Source organism: Blautia sp. NSJ-175, from assembly GCF_022867815.1.
Taxonomy (GTDB): domain Bacteria; phylum Bacillota; class Clostridia; order Lachnospirales; family Lachnospiraceae; genus Blautia; species Blautia celeris.
The window spans coordinates 41,405-58,757 of the sequence record NZ_JALIFQ010000001.1 but is presented as its reverse complement, the minus strand read 5'-3'; the positions used below and the strand labels follow the sequence as shown (position 1 = coordinate 58,757).

Annotated in this window: 16 protein-coding genes; 15 read left to right on the top strand and 1 reads right to left on the bottom strand. The window is 48.6% G+C overall.

The annotated features are described in order from the left end of the window. The 8 genes from MUB35_RS00285 to MUB35_RS00250 all read left to right on the top strand — a co-directional run bounded on the left by MUB35_RS00285 (position 1) and on the right by MUB35_RS00250 (position 8,273). Positions 1-1,041, top strand: coding sequence for a V0D/AC39 family V-type ATPase subunit (locus tag MUB35_RS00285; RefSeq protein ID WP_033142693.1), 1,041 nt, complete (start codon positions 1-3; stop codon positions 1,039-1,041). Positions 1,042-1,058: 17 nt separating this feature from the next. After that, the gene (locus MUB35_RS00280; protein ID WP_103731598.1) at positions 1,059-3,008 is read left to right on the top strand and encodes a V-type ATP synthase subunit I; all 1,950 of its coding nucleotides are present in this window, start codon (positions 1,059-1,061) and stop codon (positions 3,006-3,008) included. A gap of 22 nt (positions 3,009-3,030) precedes the next feature. Then, complete coding sequence (locus tag MUB35_RS00275) at positions 3,031-3,468, top strand: ATP synthase subunit C (RefSeq protein WP_033142691.1); 438 nt, start codon at positions 3,031-3,033, stop codon at positions 3,466-3,468. 42 nt (positions 3,469-3,510) lie between these two features. Next, a complete protein-coding gene (locus MUB35_RS00270; RefSeq protein WP_033142690.1) occupies positions 3,511-3,819 on the top strand; it encodes a V-type ATP synthase subunit F in 309 nt (102 codons plus the stop codon). Positions 3,820-3,837: 18 nt separating this feature from the next. After that, positions 3,838-4,425, top strand: coding sequence for a V-type ATP synthase subunit E (locus MUB35_RS00265; RefSeq protein ID WP_103731599.1), 588 nt, complete (start codon positions 3,838-3,840; stop codon positions 4,423-4,425). Then, the gene (locus tag MUB35_RS00260) at positions 4,418-6,184 is read left to right on the top strand and encodes a V-type ATP synthase subunit A (protein ID WP_033142688.1); all 1,767 of its coding nucleotides are present in this window, start codon (positions 4,418-4,420) and stop codon (positions 6,182-6,184) included. Before MUB35_RS00265 ends, MUB35_RS00260 begins: the two co-directional genes overlap by 8 nt. A 12-nt stretch (positions 6,185-6,196) precedes the next feature. Continuing rightward, positions 6,197-7,585 (top strand): V-type ATP synthase subunit B, encoded by a 1,389-nt coding sequence (locus tag MUB35_RS00255; RefSeq protein WP_033142687.1) that lies wholly within the window; start codon positions 6,197-6,199, stop codon positions 7,583-7,585. A 67-nt stretch (positions 7,586-7,652) separates the two neighbouring features. After that, on the top strand, positions 7,653-8,273 hold the full coding sequence (locus MUB35_RS00250) for a V-type ATP synthase subunit D (protein ID WP_033142686.1): 621 nt from the start codon (positions 7,653-7,655) through the stop codon (positions 8,271-8,273). Positions 8,274-8,338: 65 nt separating this feature from the next. Here MUB35_RS00250 and MUB35_RS00245 read toward each other — a convergent pair whose 3' ends face one another. Next, positions 8,339-10,036 carry an AAA family ATPase gene (locus tag MUB35_RS00245; protein WP_033142685.1) on the bottom strand — a complete coding sequence of 566 codons (1,698 nt, stop codon included), beginning with the start codon at positions 10,034-10,036 and terminating at the stop codon, positions 8,339-8,341. 237 nt (positions 10,037-10,273) lie between these two features. Between MUB35_RS00245 and MUB35_RS00240 the strand changes: the two genes are divergently transcribed. From MUB35_RS00240 to MUB35_RS00210, 7 genes are read left to right on the top strand one after another with little or no spacing between them, the layout of a single operon-like run. Next, a complete protein-coding gene (locus tag MUB35_RS00240) occupies positions 10,274-11,218 on the top strand; it encodes a substrate-binding domain-containing protein (RefSeq protein WP_186970989.1) in 945 nt (314 codons plus the stop codon). Positions 11,219-11,247: 29 nt separating this feature from the next. Beyond that, positions 11,248-12,132 (top strand): phosphate ABC transporter permease subunit PstC, encoded by an 885-nt coding sequence (gene pstC / locus MUB35_RS00235; protein WP_186970990.1) that lies wholly within the window; start codon positions 11,248-11,250, stop codon positions 12,130-12,132. Further along, entirely contained in the window at positions 12,125-12,988 is an 864-nt protein-coding gene (gene pstA, locus MUB35_RS00230; protein ID WP_033142682.1) for a phosphate ABC transporter permease PstA, read from the top strand. Before pstC ends, pstA begins: the two co-directional genes overlap by 8 nt. Before the next feature lies 1 nt (position 12,989). Then, positions 12,990-13,748, top strand: a complete 759-nt coding sequence (pstB, locus tag MUB35_RS00225) for a phosphate ABC transporter ATP-binding protein PstB (RefSeq protein WP_033142681.1) — start codon at positions 12,990-12,992, stop codon at positions 13,746-13,748. 1 nt (position 13,749) lies between these two features. After that, entirely contained in the window at positions 13,750-14,421 is a 672-nt protein-coding gene (gene phoU / locus MUB35_RS00220) for a phosphate signaling complex protein PhoU (protein WP_033142680.1), read from the top strand. 10 nt (positions 14,422-14,431) lie between these two features. Continuing rightward, positions 14,432-15,109: a response regulator transcription factor gene (locus MUB35_RS00215; RefSeq protein WP_033142724.1), complete on the top strand. Its 678-nt coding sequence runs from the start codon at positions 14,432-14,434 to the stop codon at positions 15,107-15,109. Next, the gene (locus MUB35_RS00210) at positions 15,106-16,767 is read left to right on the top strand and encodes a sensor histidine kinase (protein ID WP_033142679.1); all 1,662 of its coding nucleotides are present in this window, start codon (positions 15,106-15,108) and stop codon (positions 16,765-16,767) included. The genes MUB35_RS00215 and MUB35_RS00210 overlap by 4 nt, the downstream gene beginning before the upstream one ends. Positions 16,768-17,353: the final 586 nt, after the last annotated feature.

Below are 17,353 nucleotides of genomic sequence, written 5' to 3'. Positions count from 1 at the left end.
ATGGGAACCCTGTTATCTTACAGCGGTCTTTCAACCAAGATCCGTGCCATGCAGAGCAAGCTCATGACGGAAAAGCAGTATCAGGAAATTTCTCAGTTGGAATCTGTTCCCCAGGTGGTTGCCTACTTAAAAAAGCAGCCCGGATTCAAAGAACTGTGGACTGACCTGGATGAAAACTCCCTCCACAGGGGTGACATCGAAAAGCTGCTTACCCACACGATCCATCAGAACTTTGCTAAGATTTACAAATTCGCCAATCCCTCCCAGCGCACCTTTATGGCTCTGTACTTTAAGCGGTACGAGATCGCCGTTATGAAGGAATGCCTCAGAAGGGTGTTTGACAAGACCCGGGAAGGGCTGGATCTGTCGCTGTTCAAAGATTTCTTTGACCGGCATTCCAAACTGGATTTGGAAAAGCTTACCCAAGCAAATACAATTGAAGAATTTGTAAACAGTTTGAAAGGTACGGAATATTACTCTCCTCTGTCAAAAATCGGGGAAGAATATACACCGCTCCTTTTTGATTACGGCATGGCGCTGGACCAGTATTACTTTGCAAATATCTGGTCAGTGAAAGATAAGCTGTTCAAAAAAAGAGATCTGCAAGAGATCATCAAAGCCTACGGCAATAAATTCGATATGCTCAACCTGCAGTGGATCTATCGTTCCCGCAGGTATTACCATATGGCCCCGGCTGATATCTACGCACTGCTCATACCTGTGCACTATAAGCTCTCCCACAAAGAGATCACCGCACTGGTTGAGGCAGCGGACAATGAAGAATTCCGCCGCGTGCTGGATACTACTGCTTATAAAAAACGTTATCCGGAACTTGCGCCGGAGAACCTGGAAGAATACTACACTCTGAATCTCAGGAACATCCTGGAATCAGAAGCAAGAAAATATCCGCACTCAGTTATTATGATCTATTCCTATTTTTATCACAAGGAACACGAAGTAGACCGGCTCACCACTGCCATAGAGTGTATCCGCTACGGACTGTCCCCGGCTGAGACGCTGGATTATATTCACAAAAACTAACCTCGGAGGTAATTGACATGATTGAGAAAATGAAATTCTTGAGCATTACCGGTCCGAAGTCTGACATTGACAGAGTTGTCAACGAATACCTGGCTAAGTATGAAATCCATCTGGAAAATGCCATGGCACAGCTGACGCAGGTGCAGCACCTGTCCCCCTATATTCAGATCAACCCCTATAAGGAGCTTCTGAACAAGGCCACAGAGTTTGCAGGGCTGCTGCAGAACACAGAGGATGTGCCTGTCAGGGATATTTCCCTGGATGAAGCCACCGGTCTTATTGACTCCCTCAGCCAGAAGCTCTCAGACATCAATGCAGAATGCGATGACCTGAAGGCACAGCGGACGGCAGTTGTGGAAGACTTAAACCGAATCACCCCCTTCCTGAACCTGCCGGAAGATGTGGATAAACTGGTGCACTACCGTTTTGTCCAGGTCCGATTCGGCCGGATCGCGAAGGAATATTACAACAAGTTCAAAGAGTATGTCTATGATGGTATGGATACCTGGTTTTATCCATGCCATGAGGATGAATATGTATGGGGCGTCTATTTCGTGCCCTGGACCAAGATGGAGGAAGTGGACGCGATTTTCTCTTCCATGCATTTTGAAAGAATCTATCTGAAAAAGGATTACTACCACGGCACGCCTCAGGCCATACACAGGGAGCTGAAAATGAAGCTGGAGACCCTGGACAAACACATGGCTTCCTGCCAGGAAGAGATACGGCTGATGCTCCGCGACGACGCATCTGCCATACTCTCCGCAAAAGAGGCTTTAAGTGCCCTCTCCACCAACTTTGACGTGAGAAAGGTTGCTGCCTGCGTCAAGGAGCATCAGGAGACCTTCTACATTCTCTGCGGATGGATGACTGAGAAGGATGCCCTGGCTTTCCAAAAAGACATTGAGGACGATGCCAGGCTGTTCTGCATCATCGAGGATGACCAGAACAATATTCGCACACAGCCGCCTACCAAACTGAAAAATCCCAAGGTGTTCAAACCCTTTGAGATGTATGTTAAAATGTACGGCCTTCCCGCCTACAATGAGATGGACCCCACCATGTTTGTGGCCATCACATATTCCTTCATCTTCGGCGCCATGTTCGGTGATGTGGGACAGGGGCTTCTGCTGGCAATCGGCGGTTTTCTGCTGTACAAATTTAAGAAAATGGATCTGGCTGCCATCATCGGCACAGCCGGTATCTTCTCCACTTTCTTTGGCTTCATGTTCGGCAGCATCTTCGGATTTGAGGATGTGCTGTCACCCATATGGCTGCGGCCTGTGGATGCCATGACCAATGTACCGGGCCTTGGCAACATGAACACCGTGTTCATCGTGGCGATCGTCTTTGGTATGTTCCTCATACTGCTGACCATGATCTTCCACATCATCAACGCGGTGAGGTGCCATGATACGGAAAATATCCTGTTTGACCAGAATGCCGTCTGCGGCCTTGTATTCTACGGGGCACTGACCGTTATGATCCTGCTGTACCTGACGGGTCATTCCCTTCCGGCAACCGCGATCCTGGTCATTATGTTCGGCGTGCCGCTTATACTGATCATGCTGAAAGAGCCGCTGACGCGAATCATCAAGAAAAAACAGCCCGTTGTGGAGGGCGGAAAGGTCATGTTCTTTGTTCAGAGCTTCTTTGAACTGTTCGAGGTCATGCTGAGTTATCTCTCCAACACCCTTTCCTTCGTCCGTATCGGCGCATTTGCTGTCAGCCATGCAGCCATGATGGGCGTTGTGCTCATGCTGGCGGGCGCTGAGAGCGGGGGCAGCATCAACTGGCTGGTCATCGTGCTGGGCAATGCTTTCGTATGCGCAATGGAGGGCCTGATCGTAGGTATCCAGGTACTCCGTCTGGAATATTATGAGATGTTCAGCCGCTTCTACAAAGGCAGCGGCAGGGAATTCCACCCATTCTTAAAGCGCGTAAAAAGAGAAAACAAAAATGCATAAAACCTAAGGAGGATTCATTATTATGACAACATTAATTCAATTTACTATAGCAGCCGCACTGATCTTAAGCATCATTGTTCCCTTCGGATACTTTTTCCTGGGAGAGAAAAATAAAAAACGCTACAAAAAATCACTGGGAGTCAACTGCTTCTTCTTCTTCGGAACCCTTTTAGTGGCTTCCATCGTCATGATCGGCGGAACCGCTTCCGTAAGCGCTGCCACTGACACAGCATCCGCAGGCCTCGCAACGGGCCTTGGCTACATCGGCGCCGCACTGGTTACAGGACTTTCCGGCATCGGTTCCGGTATCGCTGTTGCCTCCTCCGCAAGCGCTGCTTTAGGTGCTATCAGCGAGGATGGCTCCCTGTTCGGTAAATCCATGATCTTCGTAGCTATGGCAGAAGGTATTGCTCTGTACGGACTGATCATCTCCTTCATGATCTTAGGTAAACTGGGATAAGGGCTGCCTTATATTTTGATAAAGAAAAGAGACTGATGCATTATGAAAATGTTTTTGATCAGCGATAATATTGACACCTATACAGGCATGCGGCTTGCAGGCGTGGAGGGTGTTGTGGTGCATGAACGCGAGGAGCTCAGGAGAGCTCTGGAGGACGCCATTGCCAACAAGGAAAACGGCATCATCCTGCTGACGGAAAAGTTCGGCAGAGAGTTTCCCGATATCATTGACGACATGCGGCTGAACCATCGTCTGCCGCTCATTATAGAAATCCCCGACCGACATGGTACCGGCCGTGCACCAGATTTTATTCTCTCTTATGTCAATGAGGCGATCGGTTTGAAATTATAGATAAAGAAGGTGAATGACATGACAACCGAAGAAAAACTGCAGCATTTCTACGAAGTATCCATGGAAAGCGCACGGGATGAGTCTGAAAAGGCTCTGGAAGAATACCGCGCTGCCCTCTCCCAGATGCTCGCTGAACATAAAGAAGATAAACAGAAAAATGCCGGCAACCAGTTAAAGCTGGAGACAGAGAACGCAAAACGCGAGATCAACAAGGCATTGTCTGCGGAGCAGCTTCACATCAAAAGACGTCTGTCAAAAAAACAGCAGGAACTGCGTGAGGTACTGTTTGTGGAGGTCAGAAATAAACTGGAGACTTTCATGAGCAGCCCCGAATACCTGGTCTGGCTGGAAGAAAAGATCCGGGAGGCCCTTACCATTGCCGGTGAGGATGAGGTACAGATCTATCTGACCCCTGCGGATTCTTCCCTGCTGGAAACACTGGCGGCCAGATGCGGGACTTCCCTTCACATCTCGGAGACTCCCTTCATGGGAGGTGTCCGCGCTGTGATTCCGGCTAAGAATATTTTGATCGACCACACATTTAAAACCTTATACGAAAGCGAAAAAGAAGAATTTAATTTTGACGGAGGACTGCTACATGAATAGAACAGGAATTATCTATGGCATCAACGGTCCCGTCATTTATCTGAAAGGTAATACAGGATTCAAGATGTCGGAAATGGTATACGTGGGAAAGGAACACCTGGTCGGCGAGGTTATTTCTCTGAAAAAGGATACCACTACTGTTCAGGTTTACGAGGAAACCAGCGGTTTAAAGCCGGGGGAAACGGTAACAGCCACAGGTGACGCTATTTCCGTTATGCTCGGCCCCGGAATCCTGGACAATATTTTCGACGGTATCCAGCGTCCACTCTCCGTGATTGCCAAACAGTCCGGTAAATATATCTCCCGCGGTATGCAGGTAGATTCCCTGGACACAGAAAAAAAATGGGACGTACACATGACTATCAAGGACGGTATGGAAGTCCACGGCGGCACCATCATCGCGGAGCTGCAGGAAACCCCGTCCATTGTGCATAAATCCATGGTTCCGCCTCAGGTGGAAGGCATAGTGTCCAAGGTGGTAAAAGACGGCGCTTACACCGTAACCGACGTGCTGGCAGTGGTCCAGCTCGCCGACGGCAGTGAGTATCCCCTCAAACTGGCGCAGAAATGGCCGATTCGTATTCCGCGCCCCACAAACAAGCGTTACCCGGCTACGATACCTCTTGTGACAGGACAGCGTATCCTGGATACCCTGTTTCCCATTGCAAAAGGCGGCACAGCAGCCGTTCCCGGAGGTTTCGGAACAGGAAAGACCATGACACAGCACCAGATCGCCAAGTGGTCAGATGCGGACATCATTGTCTACATCGGCTGCGGCGAGCGCGGCAACGAAATGACCCAGGTTCTGGAAGACTTCTCAAAGCTCCATGACCCCAAGACCGGCAATGCCCTCATGGCACGTACCACGCTGATCGCCAACACCTCCAACATGCCCGTGGCAGCCCGTGAGGCTTCCATCTACACAGGCATATCCCTGGCGGAATACTACAGGGATATGGGATATGATGTGGCGATCATGGCAGACTCCACTTCAAGGTGGGCTGAAGCCCTTCGTGAGCTGTCAGGCCGTCTGGAGGAAATGCCCGCCGAGGAAGGTTTCCCCGCTTATCTGGCCTCCCGCCTCTCCGCATTCTACGAGAGGGCAGGCATGATGCAGAACTTAAACGGCACGGAGGGTTCCGTATCCATTATCGGAGCCGTATCTCCCCAGGGCGGTGACTTCTCCGAGCCTGTCACCCAGAACACCAAGCGTTTCGTGCGCTGTTTCTGGGGTCTTGATAAATCCCTGGCCTATGCCAGACATTTCCCTGCTATCCACTGGCTCACCAGCTACAGCGAATATCTGGGGGATCTGTCCCACTGGTACAGTGAGAATGTATCACCCAAATTCGTGGATGACAGAAACCGCATGATGGCTATCCTGAACCAGGAGAGCAGCCTGATGGAGATCGTAAAGCTGATCGGAAGCGATGTGCTCCCGGATGACCAGAAGCTGACGCTGGAGATTGCCAGAGTCATCCGTCTGGGCTTCCTGCAGCAGAACGCCTTCCATCCTGACGACACCTGCGTGTCCCTGGATAAGCAGTTTAAGATGATGGAAGTCATCCTGTACCTATACAAACGCTGCCGAAGCCTGATCGCCATGGGTATGCCCATGTCCGTGCTCCGCAGGGAGAATATATTTGAGAAGATCATATCCATCAAATATGATGTTCCCAATGACAAGCTGGAACTTATTGACGATTACATGAAGGCTGTTGACGACTTCTACAATACCGTCATGGAAAAGAATGCATAAGGAGGAACGATTATGGCAATAGAATATCTCGGCTTGAGCGAAATCAATGGACCTCTGGTTGTATTGGAAGGCGTACGCGATGCCTCCTTTGATGAAATTGTGGAGTTCAAGGTGGACGACGGTTCCAAAAAGCTGGGCCGAATTGTAGAAATATATGAAGACAAAGCAGTGATCCAGGTGTTCGAGGGCACGGAAAACATGTCCCTTCTGAACACCCACACAAAACTCACAGGCCATCCCATGGAGGTGGAGCTCTCCGCTGATATCTTGGGAAGAACCTTCAACGGCATCGGAAAACCCATTGACGGCCTGGGTCCTGTTATGCCGGAAGTCCGCACCAACATCAACGGACTTCCCCTGAACCCGGTAACCAGGGAATATCCCCGTAACTATATCCAGACCGGTATCTCGGCCATTGACGGCCTGACCACCCTGATCAGAGGACAGAAGCTTCCTATTTTCTCAGGAAACGGCCTTCCTCACGACCAGCTTGCAGCTCAGATCGTACAGCAGGCTTCCCTTGGCGGGGACAGCAATGAAAAATTCGCCATTGTATTTGCCGCTATGGGTGTCAAATACGACGTTGCTGAATTTTTCCGCCGCACCTTTGAGGAGAGCGGTGTTGCAGACCATGTGGTCATGTACCTGAACCTGGCAAATGACCCGGTTGTGGAACGACTGATCACCCCGAAAGTGGCACTGACCGCTGCGGAGTATCTGGCATTTGAAAAAGGAATGCACATTCTTGTTATCCTGACAGATATCACCTCCTTTGCGGAGGCCATGCGTGAAGTTTCTTCCTCAAAAGGCGAGATTCCTTCCAGAAAGGGTTATCCCGGATACCTGTACAGTGAGCTGGCAACCCTGTATGAACGCGCCGGCATTGTAAGAGGCGGAACCGGCTCTGTTACACAGATACCGATCCTGACCATGCCCAATGATGATATCACACACCCCATTCCTGACCTTACCGGCTACATCACAGAAGGACAGATCGTTCTTGAGCGGCAGCTCCACGGACAGGCCATCTATCCGCCTATCAATGTACTGCCCTCCCTGTCAAGGCTTATGAAGGACGGTATCGGTGAAGGCTACACAAGAGGCGACCATCAGGACGTCGCCAATCAGCTCTTCTCCTGCTATGCCAAGGTGGGAGACGCAAGGGCGCTGGCTTCTGTTATCGGTGAGGATGAGCTTTCACCTCTGGATAAGAAATACCTGAAATTCGGTGATGCCTTTGAACACGATTTTGTGGGCCAAAGACCGGATGAGAACCGCAGCATTGAGGAAACCCTTGACCTGGGCTGGAAACTGCTGGGCATGATTCCGAGAGACGAACTGGACCGTATCGACACCAAGATTCTGGATCAGTATTATCATCCTTCGGAAGAGGAATCATAAACAAGGAAATCACCAAAAACAAGAGCATCGACCGAACATGGATTGAAAACACAGAAAGGGTGATGTTATGGATCCAAATACCTTTCCAACCAAAGGTAATCTCATATTAGCCAAGAATTCCCTGGCGCTGTCCAGGCAGGGCTTTGACCTGATGGACAAGAAGAGGAATATTCTCATCCGTGAGCTGATGGATTTGATCGACCAGGCCAAGGATATCCAGGACCAGATCGATATCACCTTCCGCACCGCCTATGCAGCACTCCAGAAGGCCAACATGGAAATCGGCATCAGCAATGTGCAGGAGATATCCCGCACCGTGCCTGTGGAGGATTCCATCCGCATCAAGACCAGAAGTGTCATGGGAACAGAAATCCCCCTGGTACAGTCTGATCCGGCCTCGGGGGCGCCCACATATGCCTACTACGGCACTAAAGCCTCCCTGGATGAAGCGAAAGCGGCCTTTGAGAAGGTAAAGCAGCTCACCATCCGCCTGTCCATGGTGGAAAATTCCGCCTACAGGCTGGCTATCAATATTAAGAAAACACAGAAGCGCGCCAACGCGCTGAAAAATATCACAATCCCCAAATTTGAGGATCTGACAAAATCTATTTCCAATGCATTGGAGGAAAAAGAGAGAGAAGAATTTACCCGTCTGAAGGTGATCAAGAGGATGCAGCAGAAAGGGTAAATAAGAAAAGCGGCCGGAAGTGCGGAAAATGCACGCCGGCCGCCCCTATTTTAATCATATAGAAATCATCCTTTTACGATTGAAAACTCCTTTTTATAAAATCCAATACCATATTTTATAATGCTCCTGCAATCTCTGTCTCTTAACTCTGCTTCATAATCACATTCATTTATCTGCTGAAGGGCACTCTCTGCTAACTGATGCAGCTTTTCTTCCACCTCTTTTGCCCTGTTCTCAGTCAATACCTTAAATTCCAGGATAATCCCCGGAAAACGAGCACTTTTAGGTTCCATCATAATATCGTACCGACCTTTTCCAGATTCCCTGTTGGAACGCACATAATGAGTATCATAAAACATACTTGTCAGGGCCAGCATCCATCCATGGTAAAAGCTTTCATGTATGTCATAAAAGCTGACTGAACATTTTATTATCTTATGGAGCAGTTCGTCGAGCTGTCCCAAGTCCCCTGTAAACAGTGCTCTCCGCAGTTGGGCAGAGTATCGTATTATCCCCTCATTCTGCACATCGAATACTGACAGTATCTCCTCTTTATAAACACAAGCTATTTCCTCATTTGGAATACACAGAACATAATCCTCACCATATTCCAATTCCTCCAATGCATTGACTTTCAAATATCCTGTCATGACCAGAAAACTGAAGATATTATCCGGATTATCATAAACTGTCGGATATACTACCTGTGTGTTAAGTGAAGTCATGAGGTATCCGCCATCCATAACCTTTTTTAAGGCATCTTCGGTCTCAGGAGAACTTCTTTCAATGATCCTGTGCACAAAATCATTACTGCTTGTGGACAGCCAGTAAGGCGCCGGTTTATTTCCGGCACGGATATATTTTACCACCGACCATGGGTTATAGATATCTATTCCGCCAAAATTATAGCCATTATACCATGTTCGTAACTCCCCGCTTTTCTCTTTGCAGTCGTAATACGCAGCAATCTCATCCACTTCTTCCTGTGTAAAACCAAAATATTCCCTGTAAGTCTTATCCAGTACGGTATACACATCCAGGTTATTCAGACCACTGAAAATACTCTCCTGTGCAATATGAAGAATCCCTGTTAACACAGCGAATTTTAGGTTTTGATTATCTTTAAGGCCTCCTGAAAGCCAATTTCTCATAAAATTTATAACTTTATCGTAATAATCCAGCATATGCCCCTGCTGTATAGGGACATCATATTCATCAATAAGAAGAATTGCCGGTGTTTTATAATGAGCTTTTAAATATCCGGTCAGTCGATTTAAGGAATCCTGCCAGTCGGCATCTGAAGCATCCATATTCAGTATACGTCCCAGATACTGCCGGTCAAACTTCGTCAGACATTCACTCTGCAGCAAATATGCATGGCGATTATACTCCAACTGGATCATATTCTTCAATTTTTCGTAAGTTTCACCCCAACTGTCACATTTTATATCCTTTAGCGTTAAAAATACTACCGGATATTTTCCCTGCTCACACCTGTATTTTTCCGTATCCTCACAATGCCATATTTTAAGTCCCTGGAACAGACTTGCCGTCTCTTCCTCAGATTTTTCAAAAAATAATTTTATCATATTCATATTCAGGGTTTTTCCGAATCGTCTCGGTCTTGTCAAAAGCGTTACTTCTGCTCCTGAATTTATGATCTCTTTTATGAGCAGTGACTTATCTACAAAATAATACTGTTCTTCTATAATTTTCCTGAAATCACTGATTCCCACCGGGAGAATCTTCCTGCTTTTATCCATATAGACCTCCTGCAGCAGTCTTTACAATTTGCAGCTCCATAAAAAGATTATAGCACATATTTTCTGTAATTATAGCATTTATGCTTCATTTAACATTTTACATTTCAAAATATTTCTTATTTAACTTTACTTACATTTAACAAAATCAAGATTTTGTATTTTACTTTCCCCCTATATACTGAAATTCGTAACAAGGACAAATCATTAGACAATTCGAGGAAAAAGGAGATCAAAACTATGAAAAGATTAGCAGCAGTTATACTCGCCGGTGTAATGGTATTCGGACTTGCAGCATGCGGCGGAAATGAAGATGCAGGAAACAGCACAGAGGCCGCATCCGGTACAGAATCTGATAAAGGAACTGCCGACAGCGGCTCAAAAGATACATCAGGTGACTGGGACAGCACCAATGACATCACAGTGGTATCCAGGGAAGACGGTTCCGGCACACGCGGTGCGTTTGTTGAACTGTTCGGCATTGAAGAGGAAGTAAACGGTGAAAATATGGATATGACAACTGAGGAGGCAAACATCACAAACAGCACCTCTGTCATGATGTCCAGTGTAGCGCAGGATGAGTACAGCATCGGCTACATTTCCCTCGGCTCTTTAAATAATACAGTGAAAGCTTTAAAAATTGACGGTACAGAAGCCACAGCGGAAAACATTAAAGCAGGCACCTACAAAATTTCCAGACCTTTCAATATTGCGACAAAAGAAGGTCTCAGTGAAGCCGGACAGGACTTCATCAACTTCATTCTGAGTAAAGAAGGCCAGGCTGTAGTGGCTGACAACAACTACATCCCCCTGGACAGCGCAGAAGCCTACGCATCAAACGGCGCATCCGGCAAGGTTGTCATTGCAGGCTCTTCCTCTGTATCTCCCGTCATGGAGAAGCTGAAAGAAGCTTACGCGGAGATGAACAGCAATGTGGAGATTGAGATTCAGACAAGTGATTCCACCACCGGCATGCAGAATGCCATTGATGGTGTGTGTGATATCGGAATGGCTTCCAGAGAACTGAAAGATTCTGAACTGGACGCTGGCCTGACCCCTACAGTCATTGCCCTGGACGGTATTGCTGTTATTGTGAACAATAGCAACCCCACCGATGAAATGACCTCTGACCAGGTAAAATCCATCTTCACCGGAGATGCTCTGGCCTGGGATGAAGCCCTTTGATCCCACACTCCTATCCGAGGTTAGAAAGTATGAAAAAACACAACCCGTTTTGCAAACAAAATAAGCGTAAGGAACAAGTAATGCAGGCAGTCTTTTTTATAGCTGCCTGCGCATCCATATTCGCAGTTGCCTTAATCTGTCTCTTCCTTTTTGTAAACGGCATACCTGCCATGAAGGAAATCGGCTTTTTCAGTTTCCTATTAGGAGAGCGCTGGAAACCGGGCAACAACATATTCGGTATCTTCCCTATGATCATGGGAAGTATCTATGTGACAGCCGGAGCTATTGTCATTGGCGTGCCCATAGGCATCCTGACCTCCATCTTCATGGCTGAATACTGCCCGAAAAAAATATACCCGTTTTTAAAATCAGCTACAGAACTGCTGGCCGGAATCCCATCTGTCGTGTATGGCTTCTTCGGTCTTGTGGTGCTTGTCCCTCTGATCCGCGGCATGTTCCGGGAAGGAAACGGAAGCAGTATGCTGACCGCCTCTATTTTACTGGGAATCATGATACTGCCCACTATCATAGGTGTCAGTGAATCCGCACTGCGCTCTGTTCCGCGCACCTACTACGAAGGGGCGCTGGCCCTTGGTGCCACACATGAGAGGAGTATTTTTGCCATTGTGCTCTCTGCTGCCAAATCCGGTGTCATTGCCGGCGTGGTATTGGGGATTGGCCGTGCCATCGGTGAGACCATGGCGGTTGTCATGATCGCCGGCAATCAGCCCAGAATGCCCAGGGGTATCCTCAGGGGTGTCCGCACCATGACCGCCAATATTGTACTGGAAATGGGCTATGCAGCAGACCTGCACAGGGAAGCGCTGATCGCCACAGGTGTGGTCCTGTTTGTCTTCATTCTGCTGATCAACTTCTGTGTAGCCCTGCTCAATCGGAGGAACCGCCATGCATAATGATCATAACCTGCGGCAGAAACTGAGAGAGTACAAGCGCACCCCCGGCTCATTTATCCTTATGCTGCTGGTGATGCTCTGCGCTGCCGTTACCTTTGCCGTCCTGTTTTTCTTAATTGCCTATATTTTAATAAACGGGGTTCCCAATCTGAAACCGGAACTCTTTGCCTGGACATATACGTCGGAGAACGCGTCCATGATGCCCTCCATTATCAATACCTTGGTCATCACCTTTTTATCTCTGCTGATCGCTGTCCCCCTTGGTATCTTCTCTGCCATCTATCTGGTGGAATACGCCAAACGCGGGAACAAATTCGTGGAGATCATCCGCCTTACCACAGAGACCCTGTCCGGTATTCCTTCTATCGTATACGGACTGTTTGGCGCCCTCTTCTTTGTGACCACACTAAAATGGGGATATTCTCTGCTGGCCGGTGCCCTGACACTGTCTATCATGATCCTTCCCCTCATAATGCGGACCACAGAGGAGGCCCTAAAATCCGTTCCGGACTCCTTCCGTGAGGGAAGCTTTGGCCTGGGCGCCGGAAAACTGCGCACCGTCTTCCGCATCGTACTGCCCAGCGCCGTTCCCGGCATACTGGCCGGTGTTATCCTGTCTGTGGGCAGGATCGTAGGCGAGACAGCCGCTCTGATCTATACCGCGGGAGCTGTGGCTGAGGTACCATCAAGCGTAATGTCCTCAGGCTCCACACTGGCTGTCCATATGTACAATCTCTCCAGAGAGGGTCTGTATATGGACCAGGCCTACGCTGTCTCTGTTGTACTGCTTCTGCTGGTGCTGGTCATCAACTGGATCTCCGGCACTCTGGCAAAAAAACTGGCGAAAGGAATGTAATATGAACAATACGGAAAAGATATCCATCAGCAGCCTGGATTTGTATTATACAGACTTTAAGGCGCTGAAGAACATAAATTTAAAGATACCGGAAAATAAGATCACCGCCTTCATCGGCCCCTCCGGCTGCGGTAAATCCACACTTTTAAAATCCCTGAACCGCATGAATGACCTGGTTGAGGGCTGCCGTATCGAGGGCAGTATTTTACTGGATGGCGAGGATATTTACGGCAGAATGGATGTAAACCTGCTGCGGAAAAGGGTAGGCATGGTGTTCCAGAAGCCCAATCCCTTCCCCATGAGTATTTACGATAACATTGCATTCGGCCCCCGCACCCACGGTATCCATTCCAAGGCAAAGCTGGATGACATTGTGGAGAGATCCCTGCGGGATGCTGCCATCTGGGATGAGACAAAAGACCGCCTGAAGCAGAACGCTCTGGGCATGTCCGGTGGCCAGCAGCAGAGGCTCTGCATCGCAAGAGCGCTGGCTGTCCAGCCGGAAGTCCTCCTTATGGATGAACCCACATCCGCCCTTGACCCTATATCCACATCCAAGATTGAAGACCTGGCAGTGGAACTGAAAAAGGATTACACCATTGTCATGGTTACCCACAATATGCAGCAGGCAGCCCGTATTTCCGATAAAACTGCCTTTTTCCTGCTGGGCGAGATTGTGGAGTACGGTGAAACAGAACAAATATTCTCAATGCCAAAGGATAAACGCACAGAGGACTATATTACAGGGAGGTTTGGTTGATATGCGCACAAGATTTGACAAACAATTAGAACAGCTTCATGTAGAACTGATCAAAATGGGAAGCCTGTGTGAACAGGCCATCACTCTGGCCGCCCAGGCACTGGATCAGCCGGAGCGGGATGTTGTGAAAAAGGTAGCTGCCATGGAGGGTGAAATTGATGAGAAAGAGCGGGAGATTGAAAATATCTGTATGCGCCTTCTTTTACAGCAGCAGCCCGTAGCACGCGATCTGAGAATCATATCTGCTGCCCTTAAAATGATCTCCGACCTGGAGCGCATCGGTGACCAGGCAGCAGATATTGCAGACCTGGCTCCATATATTGTCAGCAGCAGCATCAGCAGTAAAGTACAGATTCATGACATGGCGGCAGCTACCATCCGCATGGTAACCTTAAGCGTAGATGCATTTGTTAAAAATGATCTGGAGCTGGCGGAATCTGTGGTCATCTCCGATGATATAGTGGATGACCTCTTCAACAAGGTAAAAGGCGAGCTGCTGGATCTGATTCGGAAAAATAACGTGGACCCAAGGGCCGCCCTGGATATTCTCATGGCCGCCAAGTATTTTGAACGGATTGGCGATCATGCCGTAAATGTGGCAGAATGGGTACAATATTCCATAACAGGTATCCATAAAAGCGATGAACATCATCTGGATACGGAAAAAGAATGAGGTGAATAAATTGATTTATCTTGTAGAGGACGATGAAAATATCCGGGAACTGGTCACTTACACCCTGAACAGCCAGGGCCTGGAAGCGGAAGGCTTTGCACGGCCCTCTGACTTCTGGGATGCCATGTCCGTGGCTGTCCCCTCCCTGGTGCTCCTGGATATCATGCTTCCGGAGGAGGACGGGCTGAGCATATTAAAAAAGCTCCGCACATCCAGAGACACGAAAAAGCTTCCCGTTATCATGCTGACCGCAAAGGGAAGTGAATATGACACGGTACTGGGACTCGACAACGGAGCCGACGACTATATTCCGAAACCTTTCCGGATGATGGAACTGATTTCCCGCATCCGTGCCCTGCTGCGCCGCAGCCAGGAACAGGAAAAGATTCCGGAATACCGCCTCGGCTCCCTCTACGTCTGCCCCTCGCGCCATATCGTGCGGGTGGACGGCACAGAGATCATCCTGACCCTGAAAGAATTTGAACTGCTCTGCCTCCTTCTGTCGGAACAGGAGACCGTATTTACCAGAGCCCAGCTTCTGGACCGCATCTGGGGATATGAATTTGACGGGGAGAGCCGAACCATTGATGTCCACGTCCGCACCCTGCGCCAAAAGCTGGGAAGCGCCGGTGACTGTATCAAAACCGTAAGGGGAGTGGGTTATAAAATTGGAGGAAAAACCGCATGACAAAACGAATCTTCCGCTCCATAATGCTTGTATCTGCTCTTGTGCTAGTCATCGGACTGGGCTTCATTATGGGCATTCTGTATCACTATTTCGGCAGCCAGATTGAAAAGGAACTGAAATCTGAAACTGCTTATCTGGCAATCTCTGTGGAAAACATGGGCATTACCGCCTTAGATGATCTTCCTGCGGAATCCGCCAGAATCACTCTCATCGCCGAGGATGGCAGTGTTCTCTTTGATAACAAGGCTGACGCCTCTAAAATGGAGAACCATTCCAACCGCCAGGAAGTGATCGCAGCAAAACTAAAGGGTGTCGGAAAGGCTACACGCCAGTCCGATACGCTTTCGGAAAAAACAATTTACTATGCCAAGCAGCTCTCAAACGGCCAGATTCTCCGTGTATCCAGCACCCAGTACACTGTAGCTGCCCTGATTGGAGAGCTGGTACAGCCCATGCTGTATGTGCTGCTCATGATGGTAGTGCTCTCCGCCCTTTTTGCTGCGCGCATTTCCAAGAAAATTGTCTCACCTATCAACAGCCTGGACCTGGATCAGCCGGAGCGCACAGAGGCCTACGACGAGATATCACCACTGCTCACAAAGATCAACAAACAACAGCGCACTATCCGCAGGCAGCTCTCAGATGCCAGAAGACAGCAGCAGGAGTTTTCCATCATCACGGAAAATATGAGTGAGGGGCTTTTAGTCATTGACGCCCAGACTGACCTTCTCTCCTACAACTCCAGCGCCCTGCATCTGCTGGATGCCACAGAGGCACAGGCACATGCCAGCGTTCTCTCTCTCAACAGAAGTGAATCCTTCCAGCAGACCGTGGATGCAGTCCTATCCGGAAAACACACCACCTCCGATCTGCAGATTGGTGAGAACTTCTGCCAGGTCATTGCCAACCCTGTGCTCCGAGATAAAGAAGTGACCGGCGCAGTGCTTTTATTGGTTGACATAACTGAAAAAATTCAGCGGGAAAATCTGCGGAGGGAATTCACTGCCAATGTGTCACATGAGTTGAAGACACCGCTTACTTCTATATCAGGATTTGCAGAAATCATACAGGATGGGTTTGTGAAACCGGAGGACATCAATAAATTCGCCGGAAAGATTTTCGATGAGGCACAGAGGCTGATTGCCTTAGTCGGGGATGTGATCAAGATATCACAGCTCGATGAGGGGTGTCTTCCTTATCAAAAGGAGGAAACAGATCTGTATACTCTGGCAAAAGAGACATTGGAACGGCTGCGGGAGCCTGCAAAACGCAAACAGGTTTCGCTCTTCTTAGAGGGGGAACATGCTGTATTCAATACTACCAGGCCGATTTTGGAGGAAGTTCTCTATAATCTGTGCGATAATGCCATTAAATATAATCATCCGGACGGGAAGGTGACTGTCACTGTCCTGAATGGGAAGAATACAATCAGCGTATCTGTTGCGGACACGGGCATCGGAATCCCTTCCACGGACCAGGCCAGGGTGTTTGAACGGTTTTATAGGGTGGATAAGAGCCATTCCAAAGAGATTGGGGGCACTGGGCTTGGGTTGTCGATTGTGAAGCATGGCGCGGCTTATTTGGGGGCGCAGGTGGAATTGGAGAGTTGTGTGGGGGAAGGGAGTTTGTTTCGGCTGGTGTGGGGGAAGGAGTGTTGACTTTTTTGCTGTATTATTGCTTAAGCGGGGGATACTGATTTGTGGAATCTGTTGTGGCTTATGCGGACGATTCTGACTTGCGGGATCTGTTGTGGCTTATGCGGACGATTCTGACTTGCGGGATCTGTTGTGGCTTATGCGGACGATTCTGACTTGCGGGATCTGTTGTGGCTTATGCGGACGATTCTGACTTGCGGGATCTGTTGTGGCTTATGCGGACGATTCTGACTTGCGGGATCTGTTGTGGCTTATGCGGACGATTCTGACTTGCGGGATCTGTTGTGGCTTATGCGGACGATTCTGACTTGCGGAACCCCAGACGGAATAGTCGGGACGTGAAGAGTTTCTAAATGAAAAACGGCCTCCGGGTACGTGAACCGGATAGAACCGCGCACTAATCTGATGATTAGTCCGCTCAACTATCCTTGAAATTTGATTCGGAAATCAAATTTCATCACGCACCCGGAGGCCGTTTTTCATTAAGAAACTCTATTCACGTTCCTCCAATATTCCGTCTGGGGTTCCGCAAGTCAGTATCTGTTGGTTTAAGGCGGTTGAAATGTATATTATAAAATTGTTGGTTGTT

Bases quoted from the DNA above. Each gene is read 5' to 3' on its own strand.
- MUB35_RS00265 (WP_103731599.1), top strand. From the start codon at position 3,838: ATGACAACCGAAGAAAAACTGCAGCATTTCTACGAAGTATCCATGGAA.
- MUB35_RS00275 (WP_033142691.1), top strand. From the start codon at position 3,031: ATGACAACATTAATTCAATTTACTATAGCAGCCGCACTGATCTTAAGC.
- MUB35_RS00245 (WP_033142685.1), bottom strand. From the start codon at position 10,036: ATGGATAAAAGCAGGAAGATTCTCCCGGTGGGAATCAGTGATTTCAGG.
- MUB35_RS00255 (WP_033142687.1), top strand. From the start codon at position 6,197: ATGGCAATAGAATATCTCGGCTTGAGCGAAATCAATGGACCTCTGGTT.
- MUB35_RS00240 (WP_186970989.1), top strand. From the start codon at position 10,274: ATGAAAAGATTAGCAGCAGTTATACTCGCCGGTGTAATGGTATTCGGA.
- pstA (WP_033142682.1), top strand. From the start codon at position 12,125: ATGCATAATGATCATAACCTGCGGCAGAAACTGAGAGAGTACAAGCGC.
- MUB35_RS00270 (WP_033142690.1), top strand. From the start codon at position 3,511: ATGAAAATGTTTTTGATCAGCGATAATATTGACACCTATACAGGCATG.
- MUB35_RS00250 (WP_033142686.1), top strand. From the start codon at position 7,653: ATGGATCCAAATACCTTTCCAACCAAAGGTAATCTCATATTAGCCAAG.
- MUB35_RS00280 (WP_103731598.1), top strand. From the start codon at position 1,059: ATGATTGAGAAAATGAAATTCTTGAGCATTACCGGTCCGAAGTCTGAC.
- MUB35_RS00210 (WP_033142679.1), top strand. From the start codon at position 15,106: ATGACAAAACGAATCTTCCGCTCCATAATGCTTGTATCTGCTCTTGTG.
- MUB35_RS00285 (WP_033142693.1), top strand. From the start codon at position 1: ATGGGAACCCTGTTATCTTACAGCGGTCTTTCAACCAAGATCCGTGCC.
- pstB (WP_033142681.1), top strand. From the start codon at position 12,990: ATGAACAATACGGAAAAGATATCCATCAGCAGCCTGGATTTGTATTAT.
- phoU (WP_033142680.1), top strand. From the start codon at position 13,750: ATGCGCACAAGATTTGACAAACAATTAGAACAGCTTCATGTAGAACTG.
- pstC (WP_186970990.1), top strand. From the start codon at position 11,248: ATGAAAAAACACAACCCGTTTTGCAAACAAAATAAGCGTAAGGAACAA.
- MUB35_RS00260 (WP_033142688.1), top strand. From the start codon at position 4,418: ATGAATAGAACAGGAATTATCTATGGCATCAACGGTCCCGTCATTTAT.